The sequence below is a fragment of the Ensifer sp. D2-11 genome (assembly GCF_054161295.1).
The window spans coordinates 495,638-511,516 of sequence record NZ_CP096433.1 but is presented as its reverse complement, the minus strand read 5'-3'; the positions used below and the strand labels follow the sequence as shown (position 1 = coordinate 511,516).

Below are 15,879 nucleotides of genomic sequence, written 5' to 3'. Positions count from 1 at the left end.
CTTTGACATGTGCCGCCCCGTGCGGGGCGCACGTGACCGCTCGCTTAGCCGAAGCGCGCCTCGCGCTCGGCCACCGCTTCGATGTTCGATTTGTCGACGACTTCGGCGCCCGTGTCGTAGTCGAACGGCTTGTACCCGGCCTCGAGCTGCATATCGAGCAGCGACGCCGTGACCCAGCCCTGGGCAAAGGGGTTCTGCCCGATCGCCCAGTGGGACGTCTCCGCGGCGATGGCCTCGAGGACGCCCGGGATGAGATCAAACCCGCCATTGGCGAATTTTCCGGTCATTCCGTTGTCCTCGGCCCAGATCGCGGCGAACCAGTTGCCTGAGACAGTGCTGGCAAAGCCGACCACGTCGGGAGTTGCGCGCATCTTGGCGTCGATGCGCGACAACGCCTCGGTCTGGCTGTTGGCCGTGGTGAAAGTCTCATATGTGTAGTTGGTGCCGTTTTGCTTGTTGTATTCGTCGATACCCTGCTCGGTGCCCGTGGCGCGCTCTTCCAGGGCGCTGACGCCGGGCGAGGGATTATCGATCAGGATCCTGCCCTCGGTCTTTCCGGTAAGCTGATGGGCATATTTGGCGGCCTGAAGCCCGTTCACCCGGCCGGCGGGGATGAAATCCTGGCCGACGAAGGGAACGTCCAGCTTCTCGTAGCCGGCGCTCGCCACGTTGTAGAGAACGACGGGAATGCCGGCGTCCTTGGCGCGCATGATGTTTTCGTCGAAAGCGGTCTCGTTGATGCGGGTAAAGCCGACGGCATCGGGCTTGGAATTCAATGCATCGACCTGCAGCCGCACGGTTTCGGCGACGTTTGCCGGCGTGCCGCGGGCGAAGAATTGGGCATCCCAGTCGCGTAGGGTGCCGAACTCCTTGAAACCGGCACGAACCGGGGCGAAGAATGGGATATCCTCATGCGCAACGAAAACGACTTTCCGCTTTGCGCCCGTTGCGAGTGCCGGCGCGGCCAATCCGCTGGCTGCCGCCACGCCGCCTATGCCCGCCGTTTTCAGAAACAGGCGGCGACCGACACCGGGCCCCGCATTGCTTTCATTCCGTCCATTCCCGTTCTTTTCTGTCATCGTTTCCTCCCTGGCTGACAGTGTGCCCGATTCCGAAGCCGCGCTTTCCAGCCGACGATCGCTTCCTCCCGATCGTCGTCCTCCCTCCAGCGCCGCGCATCCCATCAGACGCGCAAAAGTTGCTGTGGCACTTTGATCTGCTGCATGTCTCCTTTGATCGGCGATCAAGAAAGACATGCAGCAGAGGGGGCCCGCGAGAAGAGGTGCAGCACTCCCTGCATCTCACGCTCCGCAGCCGCTCCTCGAAACCTCAGCCTCTGGTTGTTTCAGAATAGCAACATGCATGGTGTGGCCTAGAGGTATTTTGAGGGAATTCCCTCAACGCAAATGATGCGCGCGACGGTAGGCACCCCGCGGCTCGACCGGGTCGCAACATGTCCACTGAGAACGGAGCACTCGCGTCAGAGACTATCCCTGACGAGCACGGTGAAGGGCACGACCGGGCTCTCGGCGACGACGCCCGGCAGTCCGAAGCGCGACGCAAGGATAAGCAGGGCTTTGCGGACCTGCAGGTCGGGATTCTGATCTATCACCAACGTCATGGCCCCCTCCTGCAGCATGCGCTCCGCATCCGGCGAGATGTCGTGGCCGACGAGAACAGGGGGCGGGCCGAGGCAGTTGGCCGCGAGAGCGCGTCCGAGGACGGCATGGCTCACGCCGGCATTGTATATGCCCGTCACCTTGCCGGCCTCGAGCGCCTTGGACAACTCCTCGTCCGCAAACGGATCGTTCTCGTCGAGTTCGACGAGCGCCGAGACCGACTGCCGATCCGCATGATCCGCCATGCCGTCCCGGCAACCGCTGATCCGCTCCGCCTGTGCCCGATAGTAGAGGCTGCTGCACAGCAGGACGATGCTGCCCTCCCCCGCCATTTTCGCCAGGAAGAAGGCCGCACAGCGCCCGGCCTTGTAGTGGTCGATGCCGACATAGCTTAGGCGCGGAGCCGAGGGGACGTCCGACACGATGGTGACGACGGGTTTTCCGGCCGATGTGACCTCGGCTATGGCATCGATGATCAGTTCATGATCCTGGCCGTAGACGACCAGCGCGTTGCCGCGGCTTTTGAGAATGGCTTCCGCGACCAGTTCGGGCCGGGTCTCGTCGACGAAAGTCCGCTCAATCGCGACGATATCCTCAAACGGCCGGCCGAAGCGGACGATGGCGTCGCTCAATCTGGCGCAGAGCGGCATCTGCCGTCGCCCCAGCAGCACCTCGAAGCGCAGACCTTGCCGGTAGAGCGTGGGAAGCTTGCGATCGAACCCCAGATCCCGTGCCGCGTCCAGAACCCGCTTCGCCGTCTCCGGCCGTACCCCGCCGCGCTCGTTCAGAACCCGATCGACCGTCGCATGCCCGACGCCGGCGCGCCTCGCGACGTCAATGAGTTTCCGCTTCATACCCCGTGCCGCCTCTGCAGCAATTCCGGGAGACCGCCTAGCGGTTCCCGCCAGCAATTGCGTCAAAGCAGAAGAGCTAGAGTATTTTTGCGATTCGAAGAAGAGAAGAACGTCCGGGGAAGCTTATTTGCCGATGCAGAACATCTCACGGAAGAGTTTTTCGGACCGGGCGATTCCTTCGTCGGTAAGCCGAACGGACTTCGCCTTGTTGACCGGATCGCCGATGAAACCCTTCTCGTGGAGGCGATCCAGGGCTTTCCAGTCGAATGCCTTCCAGGCGCGGCCGTCACCGTCGAGGGTGAGGTAAAGCAAAGCCAGGACCGTTTCGTCTATCCTATCCTTGTCGATCTCCATCGGCGAATCCATTCGTTGCGCTCCTTTCCTCTTTTATACTCCGCACTACTATGCTCCGCACAACCCTGTTCGCATCCCCAATCTGAAAAGCCATACCGTGCCGTTCTACGCAAAGCTGCTGGGAGCGTGGATCGCGATGGATTTCGCAATCCGAAGATGGAGGTGGCGGGGACGGTCGATGCCTGACGGAAGGATCGAAGCCGAAACGCCATCATCGGACGGGTCGACCATGCGGATGCGATCCCGGAGTGACATCCGCCGGAATGGGGCAGACATAGGATTTCCCGTCCGTCTTCTCCAGCCATTCCGCCCTGGCGGCGGCAAGCAGGTCCGGGGAAGTCATGAGCGACAGACCCGTCGTGGCGAGCGTCTTGGCGGCATGCGCCATGGCCTTGTGGGCGATCGGGCTTTTGCCCTGCGCCACGACCTGCCAGGTATGCGGGTTGGTGCCGATCGCCCATGCCGGCGCCCAGCACTGCGCCGTCGGCGTCACCCAGCTGACATCGCCGACATCGGTCGAGCCGGCACGGAAGTGTGAATGGCCTTCGAATACGCGCAGGCCGAGATGCAGTGGTGACGACCCATCGACATTGGCGTTGGAGAAGACGTCGCGCTTCATCTGGTAGAGGCGGATGCTGCTTTTGATTGCCTCTTGCGAGAACGTCTCCTGAATGGATCTGGCGAATGCGATGTCGGCCTCGTCGAAGGCGATCGGGCCGAGCGCCACCATGTTCTCATGCATGGCGGTCTCGAGCGTGATGTTGGGCAGGAGGTTGGTCGAGGCCGTGTCGAAGACGATCTCCACCTCCGTCTCGGTCATCATGGCTGCACCACGCGCCACCTTCTCGACGCGCGTGGCGAGGTCCAGCGCCTGCGGCATTTCCGGCGCGCGGATCAGGTAGAGCACTTCGGCGTTCGCCTGCACGACATTCGCCGCCCTGCCCCCGGCATCGGTGATTGCATAGTGCACCCGGCAATCCTGCGGCATGTGCTCGCGCAGAAAGTTGACGCCGACATTCATGAGTTCGACAGCGTCGAGTGCCGAACGGCCGAGATGGGCAGCATTCGCGGCGTGCGCGGCCACGCCCTTGAAGCGGTAGAAATATTCGAGAACGGCAAGATTGTTGGTGGAGCGCACTCCGTTGAACGGTGCCGGATGCCAGGTGAGCGCGGTGTCGACGTCGTCGAACAGGCCGGCACGCACCATGAAGGTCTTCCCGGAGCCGCCCTCCTCGCCAGGGCAGCCGTAGTAGCGCACCGTCCCGGGCAGATTGTTGGCCTTCAGATGCCGGGCGAGTGCGATTGCCGCCATCAGCGAGCCGACGCCGAGCAGGTTATGGCCGCAGCCATGGCCACTAGCGCCTTCGGAAAGCGGCTTCGCCTCGGCAATCCCGGCGGCCTGGCTCATGCTGGCGAGTGCATCGAATTCTCCGAGAAAGGCAATCACCGGCTTGCCGCTACCGGACTCGCCGATGAAGGCCGTGTCCATGCCTGCCACGCCGCGCCGAACGGAAAAATCATTGTCTTCGAGAGCCTTGGCAAGCAACCCGGACGAGCGCTGCTCCTCGAATTTCAGCTCGGCGAAATCCCAGATGCTGTCGCTCAAGCGGGTAAACTCCGGTTTCATCGATTCGATCGCCGCGGCAATCGACATCACGTCCTCTTGGTTCATGACATGTCCTCGTATTTCGATGGGCGGGCGCAGGAGATCGCCCGGCGCCTGCAGCGCTGCGCGTCTTTTCAGACGCGCAAAGGTCGCTTCGCCGGATCGGTCCGATGGATGATGGATTGGCCGGGTCGGGGTTCTGCCGCCCGGCACAGGTAACAGGGGCTCAGTCGGTGACCGACACTTCCCAAAGGCGGGCGTTCGACTGCCAGACCGGCTGGCCCTTCAGCTTCTTGGTCGCGCCCCAGACATCGACCATGTCGTAAAGGAAGATGCCCGGCATTTCCTTCAGCATGAGCTCATGGAACTCGTCGAAGATTTTCTGGCGCTTGACCTGATCGGCCTCGGCATAGGCTGCGTTCATCAGTTCGATGGCTTTCGGATCGTCCCACATCAGAGAAGCGTTCTCGTCCTTGTCGCCGACGTAGAAGGAATACATCAGCGCGGGGTCGAGGCGCGGCGCGACCGACTGCGAAATGACCTGGTAATTGCCGGAACGGCGTCGGTCGACCTGGGTTGCGTAGTCCAGCACCTCGATCTGAACGTTGAGGCCGGCCTGCTGCATCATCGCCTGCGCCATGACGGCGGCCGGGAAGCTCGGCACATTGCCGCGCTTGTTGGCGATGATCGAGATCGGCTCGCCGTTGTAGCCGGCATCCGCCAGCTCCTTCTTGGCGGCCTCGATGTCGTAGGGAAGACGCTTCTTCTGCGTTTCGCTGAAATAGACCGAGTCCTGCGACACCATCGAGCCGTTCGCCTCGCCCGTGCCGTTGGAGGCGGCAGCAACGAGCTGATCCAGATCGAGCGCCATCGCCATGGCGCGGCGCACGCCCGGATTACTCAGGACCTTGTCGCGGGTCTGAATGTAGAAGAGATTCTTGCCGTTATTGCGCGCGACGATCAATTGCATCGTGTCGCTCGCCTGGAATTCGGGAATGAGATCCGGCGAGATTTCCGCCGTGTCGAGCACACCGGATTCCAGACCTGCCTTCACCGTCGAGGCATCCGGAATGACCATGAACTTGACACCGTCTGCAAGGGGCCGCTTCGAACCGACCATGCCGTCCGGCTTTCCTTCGTTTTCCGGCGATACATAATCCGCGAATTTCTCGAGATGGATGTACTCGCCTTTCTTCCACTCCCCCCACATGAAGGGGCCGGTCCCGATCGGCTGGGCGAAGCTGCCGTCGGCAGCGACGGAATCAGGCGAAATCATGCCGGTAAAGCCGCATTCGGGACGCGACATCAGGCCAAGGAAAACGGCCGACGGCTTTGCGAGCGTGATCTCGACGGTCGCCGCATCGGTGGCCTTGACGCCGGCTACAGGCGCGGCCCCGCCTTCTGCGAAATCTTTCAGGCAGGTCCACTTCGTCTCGGGCTTGAGGTAGCGCGTCCAGTTCCACACCACGTCGTCGGCCGTCATCGGTTTGCCGTTGTGGAATTTCACGTCGGTGCGCAGCTTGAAAGTATAGGTCAGCCCATCGGCCGACATCTCGAAGCTCTTGGCGAGGAGCGGCTTCACTTCGCCGACATTGTTGTAGCCGACGAGGCCTTCGACGATGTGCAGGATGATGCTGTCGGTATTGCCGTCGCGGTTGACGCCCGGATTGTTGCTGCGCAGGTCGGAACTCTGCGCGATGGTGATGTCGCGTGCTGCTGCTGTATTGGCCATGGCGAGCAGCGCGGCGCCCGCAAGAAGAAGCTTTTTCATTGTTCTACCCTCTTTATTGATCGTTATGAGTGGAATCCGTCCCAGCAGGCACGCGAGAGCCTGCCGATTGTCTCGAGCGCCATCGTGTAGCCCGGTGTGCCGTCCGGCATGACCTGCGGCACTTCGTCGGTATAGGCGGAGATGATGTAGAAGGGGGCGCCGTCGCGGTAGACGATGCCGGCATTCATGCGGCCGCGCTTGCCGGTGCCGCCCTTGTGCGCAACCACCGTGCCGAACGGCAGGCGCGACGGGATGGCATAGCGCAGGATCTGGTTCTTCAGCGTCTGCAAGGCATAAGCGCACAACTCCGGCGATGTGCCGAGCTTCGCGATCGCCTCGGGAGAGGTCTGCGCGTCCAGGATCGTCTGCAACAGGAAGGCCTGATCGCGGGCTGTCGTGGTCGTGACCGAGGTCAGCGAATGATCCGGCGGTAGGGCCAGCGGCGGAATGAGGAAGCGATGATGCGTACCGTGCATGCCGATCGATTTGCAGTAGCTGTCGACTTCCTCCAGCGTCAGACGCTCGAAGACCATCTTGGTGCAGACATTGTCGCTCAGCACCATCATGCCGGTTATGGCATCGCGCAACGAAATCACGATCCCCGGCGTCAGATACCGGAACATGCCGCTCGCGACTTCCTCGGCAAAGCGGGCTTCGTAAGTGATGGGCTCGTCGAGATCCAGCCGCCCCTCGTGCACGGCCTTCAGCGCCGCCATCATGATCGAGGTCTTGCGGGTGCTGGCAGAAGGCGTTTCCTCGTCGGCGCCGCGTTCGATCGTCTCTCCGGTCTTGAGGTTGCGCACAACGAAGCGCGTCACGAAAGGCTGCGCGTCGCAGATCTGCGCAAGCCTTTCCATCACCGGGCCAGAATCGGTTAGCACATCAATTCTCCAGACGCCATTTGAGTGTCACGCCGCCCTTTTCGTTCTGGTCGAGGGCGGGAATGGCCGAGAGAAGCCGGCGCGTATAGGCTTCCTTCGGACTGTCGAAAACCGTGTCGCGGTCTCCCTCCTCGATGATCCGGCCGTCCTGCATGACGACGACGCGGTCGGCCACCTGTTCGACGACGCCGAGGTCGTGACTGATGAACAGGCACGAAAAGCCGTAGCGTTTCTGCAGATCCGAGAAGAGATCGAGGACCTGCGCCCTGACCGTCACGTCGAGCGCGGAAACCGGTTCGTCCGCGATCAGGAATCGCGGGCGCCGCGCGATCGCACGCGCAATGGCGACGCGCTGGCGTTGGCCTCCGGAGAGTTCGTGCGGATAACGGCCGGCATAGTCGACCCCGAGCCCGACTTCCTCCAGCGTTTCCAGGGTACGCTTGCGCTTGGCCTTGCCATCCAGGCCCGGCACCGGCCTCAGCGCCTCTTCGACCAGCGCCTCGATGGTCATGCGCGGATCGAGCGATGAATAAGGATCCTGGAACACCATCTGGCAGTTGAGGCGATAATCGGTCCAGTTTTCAGTGCGCGGCCGTCCCTGGAACCGGATGCGGCCCTCGCTTTCCGTGACGAGACCGGCAATGGTGCGGCCGAGCGTCGTCTTGCCGGAGCCGGAACCGCCGACGAGTGCCACGACCTCGCCCTCGTGAATGTCGATGCTGACGCCATGCAGCGCGCGCTTCGGCTTGTTCTTCCTGAACAGCGACTTTCGGCCTGCATAGTCCACGATGATATCGCGGGCCGAGATCATGGGCACGCTCGTCAGATCGATCTGGCGCGGCCGGCCGCGGAAGGGCAGCGAGGAGAGGAGCTTCTTCGTGTAGGGATGCTGCGGTGCCTTGAGCAGGTCCTCGGTCCGGCCCTTTTCCACGATCGCGCCCTTTTCCATCACGACGATACGGCTCGTGTAGCGCGCCACCATCGGAAGATCGTGGCTGATCAGCAAAACGGCCGTACCTTCGGCCCGCGTCAGTTCCACCATCAGTTCCATCACGTCGCGCTGGATGACGGCATCGAGTGCCGTGGTCGGCTCATCGGCGATCAGCAGCGCCGGCTTCAAAAGCATGACGGAGGCAAGCATGATGCGCTGGCGCATGCCGCCCGAAAACTCGTGCGGATAGGAGGAAAGCGCCCCCTCCGGATCACGGATGCCGACCCGCTTCAACATGTCGAGTATGAGGGAACGTCGCTCCTGCGCCGAGGCCTTGGTGTGCAGGATGAGTCCTTCCTCCAGCTGCCGGCCGATCGTCATCGACGGGTTGAGTGAGGTCATCGGCTCCTGGAAGACGACGCCGATCTCTGCGCCGCGCAGATGGCGAAGCTCATTTTCCTTCATCTTCAGCACGTCGCGGCCCTTGTAGGACACCGACCCGCCAGCGACCTTGATGGTCGGCGGCAGCAGCGAGATCAGCGCTCGGGTCGCCAGCGTCTTGCCGGAGCCGCTTTCGCCGACGATGCCGAAGATCTCGCCCGGCGCCAGGTCGAAGGAGACCGACTTGACGACCTGCTGGCCGGTTCTTGCGACTTCAAGCGAAAGGCCGCAAACGGTGAGAAGCTTGTCCATCGTCATTTCAGGCCTCTCATGCGCGGGTCGAGCCTGTCGCGGAGCGCGTCGCCCAGAAGATTGATGCCAAGCAGCGTCAGCGCGATGCACAGACCCGGGAACAATCCGAGCCATGCGGCCTGCTGGAGGAATGGCCGCCCGGCCGCCAGCATGTTGCCCCAGGTCGGCGCCGGCGGCGGTACGCCGAGGCCGAGAAACGAGAGCGCGCTTTCCGACAGGATGGCCCAGCCGAACATGGAGGTGGCGAGAACCGTGATCGGCGCCACGCAGTTCGGCAGGATATGGCGCAACATCGTATAAAGTTCGCCATTGCCCATTACCCGCGAGGCCTCGATGAACTCCCGCTCCCTCAGCGAAAGCACGGCGCCTCGCACGACGCGCGCCATGGAAGGCGTATAGGCGATGCCGAGCGCGAAGATGATGCCGTACTGGTTGGCGCCGAAGACGGCGAGCAGCCCGAGCGCCAGCAGGATGCCGGGAAAAGCGAGAAGCGCGTTGTTGACAGCCATGATGACGCCGTCCACCCAGCCGCGCGCATAACCGCTGATGAGGCCGATGAGCGTCCCGCAGACAGTGGCGAAGCCGACGGTGAGCACGCCGATCCAGACGCTGGCGCGGGCGCCCACCATCAGGCGGCTCAAGACGTCGCGGCCGAATTCGTCGGTGCCGAGCAGATGCGCGGGGCCGGGAGCTGCAAGCCGCGCCGTGAAGGAGAGTTTCATCGGGTCGAACGGTGTCCAGAAGAGACCGACGGCAGCGGTGACGAGCAGGATGGCGATCAGGATGCCGCCGATCAGTCCGTTGAGGGTCAACTTTTTCATTCGGCGACAACACGCGGATCGAAGAGAGGGTAGAGAAGGTCGACGACGAGGTTGACCAGCACATAGGAGAGCGAAACGAACAGAAGGCATCCCTGGATAACGGGGTAGTCGCGCGCGAAAATGCTGTCCACCATCAGCCGGCCGAGCCCCGGAATGGTGAAGACCGTCTCGATGACGGCAATTCCGCCCAGCAGATTGCCCAGGATGAGGCCGATCATCGTCCAGGTCGGACCAAAGGCGTTCTTGAACGCATGGCGCCAGAGCACGGCGCTTTCCGACAGCCCTTTCGCACGGGCGTGGGTAATGTAATCGAGACGCAGCACTTCCAACGTGGAGGCACGCGCCATGCGGATCAGCACTCCCGCTTCATGGATGACGAGCGTCACGACGGGCAGGACGAGATAGAGCAAACCAGCGGTCAGATTGTCGCCGATCGAGACATAGCCCAGAACAGGCAGCCAGCCGAGTTCAAGCCCGAACAGCAACAGCAGCAGCAAGCCGAGCCAGAAAGTCGGGATGGACAGGAGAACCGTTGCCGTTCCGACCAGAGCCAGGTCCGTCAGACTGTTCTGACGCCAGGCGGCAATCACGCCTGCCGGTACGGCAATCAGGCTTGCCAGAAGCACGGCGACGACCACAATCTCCGCACTCACCAGAAAGCGCGAAACGACCAGCGGCAGCACCGCCTCGTCATTGACGATCGAGCGGCCGAAATCGCCTCGCAGCACATCGCCGGCCCAGATCAGGAATTGCTGGGGCATGGACCTGTCAAGACCGAGCTCCACGCGCATCGCTGCGATCTGATCGGGCTGAGCCATGTCCCCCAGCATCAGCGCGGCGGGATCACCGGGAATGAAGCGGATCAGTGCAAAGACCGCCACGGCGACAAGCACGATCGTCGGAATAGCCATCATCAGACGGCTCAGGATAAAGCGTAGCATCGGTTCCCCACGATTGATGGTCGGGTTGAAATCGAGCCATCATCGGTTTCTTCGGCCCAGACTATGCGGGAATGAGGAATGACGCGCAATATTATGCATGTTCGTCATAGCCTTATGCGGGCTTCGGAAGGTCGCCGAGCAATGGGACGGAGTGCTCAAAAGAGCCAATATGTTGGTTTTATTGTTCTTCTTGCGAAAGCCGGATCTGCTTCTTGAGGGCGTCGCTGAGCGCCTGGGCGGCGATGGAGAGCGGAACTCCGGCTGCACGCACCAACCCGAATTCCTGTGTCGCACGAGGCACGAACGGCCGGTATACGACGGGCAGGTGACGGTAGAGATTCGCATAGAAGCTGCTGATGATCGAGACGCCCAGTCCATGCGCGACATAGGAACAGGCCGAACTGTTGGTGTGGGTTTCGATCTTTACCATCTGCTTTACCCCTGCCCGCTGAAAGGCCTGGTCAAGCGCCATGCGGTTCGGCCGCTGCCGGCCGATCAGGATCAGCGGCACGTTTCGCAGATGCTTGACGGTGATCTCGGGCAACTCGGCGAGCGAGTGATCCTTCGGAACGACGCAGACGCTTTCACCGCTCGCAACCTTGTCGATCGCAATGCCCGGCCCCGTTTCGCCTTCGATGCGCAAAAAACCGAGGTCGATTACGCGTTCCTCGACCAGTTTGGTGATCGCCGTCGTCGTCTCGAAGAATGTCTCGATGCGAACGCCGGGAAAATCCCTGACATAGTCGATCAACATGGCGGGTGCGAAATTTTCCCACATGCTGCTCGGCAGCCCGATGCGGACGATCTCCGGCCCGGCGGAGCCGTTGCGAAGGTCCTCCGCATGGCCGGACATGCGCTCGATGGCCAGCAGCACGTTTTGCGCATCACGCCCAAGAACCGTCGCCTCCGGCGTCGGAATCAACCGGCCCTTGTCGCGGGCGAAAAGCGTGATCGCCAAATCGCTTTCAAGCTGCTGCAGCATGCGGCTCACTCCCGACTGGCTGAGACCCATGGCCTTCGCGGCCGCGATGGTCGAACCGGTTGCAAGGAGTGTCCGCAGGACTTCCAGGTGCTTGATGTTCATGGGGTCAACACCTCGGTGGCAGCATGTTTCGTCACAACCAGCCGGAAATGCCCTGCTGGAAGGCCGGCGGTGTCTTCGACAGAAGCATGCTTTTCGTCACCGACAAAGCAATAGGTGGCCACCAGATCGAGCGTGTTCAGTGTTCATTTAGACACCAAAGGCGCTCTATCCTTTTGGAACTACGCACTCCCCGACGAATACCGCCCCACACTTTTCCACATCCCGCTCTATTGCAGCGCCGGGCTCTCTTCATAGATCTCAAACGCGCGTCATGCTGCGACGGCGCCATTGGTCGAAGATCACGACGACCACGATGACGACGCCCTGCGCGATGCGCTGCCAGAACGGGCTGACATCGAGCAGGTTGAGGCCGTTGCCGAGCACGCCGATGATGGCCGCGCCGATGATCGATCCCCACACACCGCCTTCGCCGCCGAAGAGATTGGTGCCGCCGATGACGACGGAGGCGATGGAACGCAGCTCCTCGCCATCCGCCATAAGCGCATTGGCGGAGTTGAGGCGCCCGACCAGGATGATGCCCGCGATCGCGGCCAGCAACCCGGAAATGGCATAGGTCATGATCTTGGTGCGCGAAATGCTGATGCCGGACGAATGGGCAGCCGCACGGTTGCCGCCGACGGCATAGATCGCTCGCCCGAGCGCGGTGTAGCGAAGCACGTACCAGCCGGCAGCCGCGCAGAGCAGAGCGATGAGCGCGCTCACCGGCACGCCGAAGAGCTGGCCACCGCCGACCCAGATCAGGCTTTCGGGAAGTTGCCGGCCGGCATTGAAGGAGGGGACAGGCAGGCCGTCGGTGACCAGCAGCGCCGCGCCGCGGAACGCCGTCATCGTGCCGAGCGTCGCGATGAAATCCGGGATCTTGAACTTGGAGATGAGCCAGCCGTTGAGCGCACCGGCGGCCATGCCGATGAGAATCCCGATGAGGATCGCCACCGGCGGCGGCACGAAGCCGAAATCGATACCGAACAGCACGAGCGGCTGCGTGAGCAGGACGGCGGTTATCGAGGCGGAAAGCGCCGCGATGGCCGCGACCGAAAGATCTATGCCGCCCGTCAGGATGACGAATGTCTGCCCGACCGCGAGAATGGCGACGAATGCGGACTGCCGCGCCACGTTGGAAAGGTTGTCGAGCGTCAGGAAGTTGGATGTGGCAAAGGCGAGATAGGTCATGAGCAGGACCAGGGCGATCAGCGGACCAGCCTGAAAGACGACCGCCTTCAACTTCGTCTTGCGGGCACCAGCCGCACCGGCCGGGATGTCCGGGTTCTTTTCCGCACGCATATCCATTCCCACTCCCTAGCTTGCATATCGCAGCAGGTTCTGCTGCGATATCTCTTCCCTCGGCAGCTCCGCCGAGAGGCGTCCGCTCCGCATGACGAGCACGCGGTCCGCCATGCCGATCAGTTCGTTGAGCTCCGAGGAGATCATCAGAATTGACGCGCCTTCCGACACCAGCCGGCTCATCACCGCGAACACTTCTGCCTTGGCGCCGACATCGATGCCGCGGGTCGGCTCGTCGAAAATCAGGATCCGCGCGCCGCTCGACATCCACCGCGCCAGAATGACCTTCTGCTGGTTGCCGCCGCTGAAGAAGAACAGCTTGTGCGTGGTGGAAGCCGGACGGATGCGCAGATCGGAAATGTAGCGGCTGCCCTCCTCGCGCTCGCGCGTAAGATCGAGCCGCGACAGAAGCGACTTCCCGGAAAGCCAGGAGAGGCTGAGATTGGGACCGACCGGCTGCATCGGCACGAGGCTCTGCCGGCGGTCGCGGGAGATCAGACCGAGCCCCGCCGCGATCGCATCAGAGGAATGCCGGAAATCCGCGCGCTTGCCCCCGACCTCGATCGAACCGGTCTTGACCGCCTGCAGGCCGAACAGGGCGTTGGCGATCTCGGCCTGTCCCGCGCCCATCAGGCCGTAGATGCCGAGGATTTCGCCACGGCGGAGGGTGAAGGAAAGATCCTTGAGCGTGCGGCCGGAGGCGAGGTTTTCGACGGCAAGCACGGGCGCCCCGAGTTCCACCGTTTCCTTGGGAAACTGTTCCTCCAGCCTGCGGCCGACCATCAGCCTGATCACCGTCGCCTCGTCTGCCTCGTCGGCAGGCAGCGTCTCCACGACGAGGCCGTCGCGCAGCACCGTGACGCGATCGGCGATCATCGGAATTTCCGAGAGGTGATGGGAAATGTAGATGATGCCGTGGCCGCGCTGTTTCAGGCGACGAATGACATCGAAGAGCCGGCTGCGCTCATTATCCGAGAGTGCCGAGGTGGGCTCATCGAGCAGAAGGATGCGCGGGCCGCGCTCCAGGACGCGGGTAATCTCGATCAATTGCTGCTCGGCCACTTCGAGCGTGCGCACTTCGGCCGTCGGATCGATGGAAACGCCGAGCGCCTCGAGAGCGCGGCGCGCGTCCTCGTAGGCCTTGCCCCAGTTTATCCTGCCGAAAGCATTGCGCGGCATCCGGCCGAGCAGGATGTTTTCGGCGACGCTGAGCGCCGGGACAAGACTCAGTTCCTGATGCACGAGGCCGATGCCGAGTTCCGTGGCAAGCGTCGGCGTCAGCGCCGAAACCTTGCGGCCACCCACCACGATTTCCCCGCCCGTCGGCGCATGTTCGCCGGCGAGAATCTTCATCAGCGTCGACTTGCCCGCGCCGTTTTCGCCGAGAAGCACCTGCACCTCGCCCGCGCGCACCTCTAGCGAGATCGACTTCAACGCCACGACACCGGGAAAGCGCTTCTCGATATTCTCGAGCTTCAGAAGGATTTCGTGCTGGTCCATGCCCCACAACTACCGCTAGGAACTGGCACTGAACGTGCCCTTTCTACCTCCGCACGCCGTTTGCATCTGCATACAAGCGGCGGCGCGGAGCACCCCTCTCTCGAGAAGATGCTCCGCAGCCCTGGGAGAAGCTCAGTCGGCTTTCTTGCAGTTCGCCCGGATGGTCTTCCAGTCGATCGGCTCAAGCTTCGGTTCCGGATAGAAGTTGCGCGCATTCGCCTCGTAAACGCTGCGCGGGCGAATGTCGAAGGTCTTCGGCACTTCCAGGCCGCAGGCGAGTTCGACGGCAAACTTGGTGCCGAACCAACCCCAATCGGCGAAGCCATGGGTCGTTTCGGCGATCATCTTGCCCTCGGCTATGCGGTCGACCGACTCCGGCGTGACGTCATTGGTGAAGATCGCCACCTTCGTGTCACCGACAGCCGCGCCGTCCTGCGTGGTTTCGAGCCGGTTCTGCGAGCCGGCCACCAGCATCGCTCCGAGGCCCATCTCGTTCGACGCCGCCCAGATGAAATCGAGATTGCCCTGATTGGCCTGCAGGATATCCTCGGCGCAACGCGTGCCCTTCTCGCGGTTCCAGTCGCCGGCGCAGGTGCCGCCCACGATCTCGATACCCGGGAACTGCTCGAGCACCTTGCGGAATCCCTCGAGGCGGGCCGTCGAGTAGAAGCCCCCGGCAACACCCTCGATGATGGCACCGCGCGCCTTGATCTTGGCCTTGTCCTCGGCCGAGAGTTTGGAAGCGATATCCTCCCAGAACTTCAGGTCGAGATAGGTGCCGGGTTCGACATCGACCTTGTCGCCGGTACCAAGCACGCCCGGACCGCCGAAATAATCTACGACCGAATAGGCGCTCACCTCCGCGCCCTGCGTGTTGTCGAAGCCGATGTAGGACGAGACGTCAACGCCGTCGATCGGCTCGAGCAGATTGACGACGACGACCGGGATGCCGGCTTCCGTGGCGCGGGCAAGGGCCGGCTTGACGGTCGCGACTTCAGCCGGGGAAACGGCGATGAGATCGACCTTGCGCTGAATCATGTCCTCGATGATGCTGACCTGCTCGGCGAAGGCCGTAGGGCTGGTCGGCGACTTCGTCAGAACCTTGACGTTGAAACCGTTCTTATTGGCGTCCTCGGCAGCCAGCTCGAAGAAATTCGTGGCCGTCTTGAAGACGCCGGTAATGTCCGGCGGCACCCAACCGATGGTGACGTCGATATTTTCGCCGTCCTGCGCAACGGCCGGCACAGCGCCCAGCATCGGCAAGAGTGCGATAGTCGCTGCCGCCGCGAACAGCGATGATTTTGCGAGCTTTTTGAACATAGCTCCCCTCCCTCTCGAATTCTCCTCCACACGTGCGGCGGACGCCGACCGGCTCTCCCACTCACGCAAGGGCGATGCTAGACAATGCCATTTCGTAATTCAACTACATTTTTTGCGGGTCCTGCTTGCGATAAGCCATGCTTCATTTCAACAAAGCGCAAGCAAACCGTTCTATGATGGAAAATCCCAGAGAGAATCAGGC

The 15,879-nt window shown here is 62.3% G+C and carries 13 protein-coding genes; all 13 read right to left on the bottom strand.

The window, feature by feature from the left end; translation table 11 throughout:
- Nucleotides 1–44: 44 nt before the first annotated feature.
- Nucleotides 45–1,079, bottom strand: a complete 1,035-nt coding sequence (locus tag M1D34_RS02375) for a sugar ABC transporter substrate-binding protein (RefSeq protein WP_027993414.1) — start codon at nt 1,077–1,079, stop codon at nt 45–47.
- A 401-nt stretch (nt 1,080–1,480) separates the two neighbouring features.
- Entirely contained in the window at nt 1,481–2,473 is a 993-nt protein-coding gene (locus tag M1D34_RS02370; protein ID WP_153314604.1) for a LacI family DNA-binding transcriptional regulator, read from the bottom strand.
- Between the two features lie 123 nt (nt 2,474–2,596).
- Nucleotides 2,597–2,827: a DUF6429 family protein gene (locus M1D34_RS02365; RefSeq protein WP_498780486.1), complete on the bottom strand. Its 231-nt coding sequence runs from the start codon at nt 2,825–2,827 to the stop codon at nt 2,597–2,599.
- Nucleotides 2,828–3,038: 211 nt separating this feature from the next.
- Nucleotides 3,039–4,499 carry a M20 family metallopeptidase gene (locus M1D34_RS02360; RefSeq protein ID WP_498780484.1) on the bottom strand — a complete coding sequence of 487 codons (1,461 nt, stop codon included), beginning with the start codon at nt 4,497–4,499 and terminating at the stop codon, nt 3,039–3,041.
- Nucleotides 4,500–4,659: 160 nt separating this feature from the next.
- Nucleotides 4,660–6,204, bottom strand: coding sequence for an ABC transporter substrate-binding protein (locus M1D34_RS02355; protein ID WP_027993410.1), 1,545 nt, complete (start codon nt 6,202–6,204; stop codon nt 4,660–4,662).
- Nucleotides 6,205–6,227: 23 nt separating this feature from the next.
- Complete coding sequence (locus M1D34_RS02350) at nt 6,228–7,091, bottom strand: serine hydrolase (RefSeq protein ID WP_027993409.1); 864 nt, start codon at nt 7,089–7,091, stop codon at nt 6,228–6,230.
- Nucleotides 7,087–8,715: an ABC transporter ATP-binding protein gene (locus M1D34_RS02345; RefSeq protein WP_248448284.1), complete on the bottom strand. Its 1,629-nt coding sequence runs from the start codon at nt 8,713–8,715 to the stop codon at nt 7,087–7,089. Before M1D34_RS02345 ends, M1D34_RS02350 begins: the two co-directional genes overlap by 5 nt.
- Nucleotides 8,712–9,530 carry an ABC transporter permease gene (locus M1D34_RS02340; protein ID WP_010970011.1) on the bottom strand — a complete coding sequence of 273 codons (819 nt, stop codon included), beginning with the start codon at nt 9,528–9,530 and terminating at the stop codon, nt 8,712–8,714. The genes M1D34_RS02345 and M1D34_RS02340 overlap by 4 nt, the downstream gene beginning before the upstream one ends.
- Nucleotides 9,527–10,471, bottom strand: a complete 945-nt coding sequence (locus M1D34_RS02335) for an ABC transporter permease (protein ID WP_027993407.1) — start codon at nt 10,469–10,471, stop codon at nt 9,527–9,529. The genes M1D34_RS02340 and M1D34_RS02335 overlap by 4 nt, the downstream gene beginning before the upstream one ends.
- Before the next feature lie 178 nt (nt 10,472–10,649).
- A complete protein-coding gene (locus tag M1D34_RS02330; RefSeq protein WP_015007865.1) occupies nt 10,650–11,555 on the bottom strand; it encodes a LysR family transcriptional regulator in 906 nt (301 codons plus the stop codon).
- Between the two features lie 258 nt (nt 11,556–11,813).
- Entirely contained in the window at nt 11,814–12,863 is a 1,050-nt protein-coding gene (locus tag M1D34_RS02325; protein WP_498780480.1) for an ABC transporter permease, read from the bottom strand.
- A gap of 9 nt (nt 12,864–12,872) precedes the next feature.
- Complete coding sequence (locus M1D34_RS02320; protein WP_015007867.1) at nt 12,873–14,357, bottom strand: sugar ABC transporter ATP-binding protein; 1,485 nt, start codon at nt 14,355–14,357, stop codon at nt 12,873–12,875.
- 132 nt (nt 14,358–14,489) lie between these two features.
- The gene (locus M1D34_RS02315; RefSeq protein WP_498780478.1) at nt 14,490–15,677 is read right to left on the bottom strand and encodes a sugar ABC transporter substrate-binding protein; all 1,188 of its coding nucleotides are present in this window, start codon (nt 15,675–15,677) and stop codon (nt 14,490–14,492) included.
- Nucleotides 15,678–15,879 lie beyond the last annotated feature (202 nt).

Excerpts from the sequence above, each read along its gene's own strand:
- M1D34_RS02360 (WP_498780484.1), bottom strand. The coding sequence starts at position 4,499 with ATGAACCAAGAGGACGTGATGTCGATTGCCGCGGCGATCGAATCGATG.
- M1D34_RS02375 (WP_027993414.1), bottom strand. The coding sequence starts at position 1,079 with ATGACAGAAAAGAACGGGAATGGACGGAATGAAAGCAATGCGGGGCCC.
- M1D34_RS02370 (WP_153314604.1), bottom strand. The coding sequence starts at position 2,473 with ATGAAGCGGAAACTCATTGACGTCGCGAGGCGCGCCGGCGTCGGGCAT.
- M1D34_RS02345 (WP_248448284.1), bottom strand. The coding sequence starts at position 8,715 with ATGACGATGGACAAGCTTCTCACCGTTTGCGGCCTTTCGCTTGAAGTC.
- M1D34_RS02325 (WP_498780480.1), bottom strand. The coding sequence starts at position 12,863 with ATGGATATGCGTGCGGAAAAGAACCCGGACATCCCGGCCGGTGCGGCT.
- M1D34_RS02330 (WP_015007865.1), bottom strand. The coding sequence starts at position 11,555 with ATGAACATCAAGCACCTGGAAGTCCTGCGGACACTCCTTGCAACCGGT.
- M1D34_RS02320 (WP_015007867.1), bottom strand. The coding sequence starts at position 14,357 with ATGGACCAGCACGAAATCCTTCTGAAGCTCGAGAATATCGAGAAGCGC.
- M1D34_RS02315 (WP_498780478.1), bottom strand. The coding sequence starts at position 15,677 with ATGTTCAAAAAGCTCGCAAAATCATCGCTGTTCGCGGCGGCAGCGACT.
- M1D34_RS02355 (WP_027993410.1), bottom strand. The coding sequence starts at position 6,204 with ATGAAAAAGCTTCTTCTTGCGGGCGCCGCGCTGCTCGCCATGGCCAAT.
- M1D34_RS02340 (WP_010970011.1), bottom strand. The coding sequence starts at position 9,530 with ATGAAAAAGTTGACCCTCAACGGACTGATCGGCGGCATCCTGATCGCC.
- M1D34_RS02335 (WP_027993407.1), bottom strand. The coding sequence starts at position 10,471 with ATGCTACGCTTTATCCTGAGCCGTCTGATGATGGCTATTCCGACGATC.
- M1D34_RS02365 (WP_498780486.1), bottom strand. The coding sequence starts at position 2,827 with ATGGAGATCGACAAGGATAGGATAGACGAAACGGTCCTGGCTTTGCTT.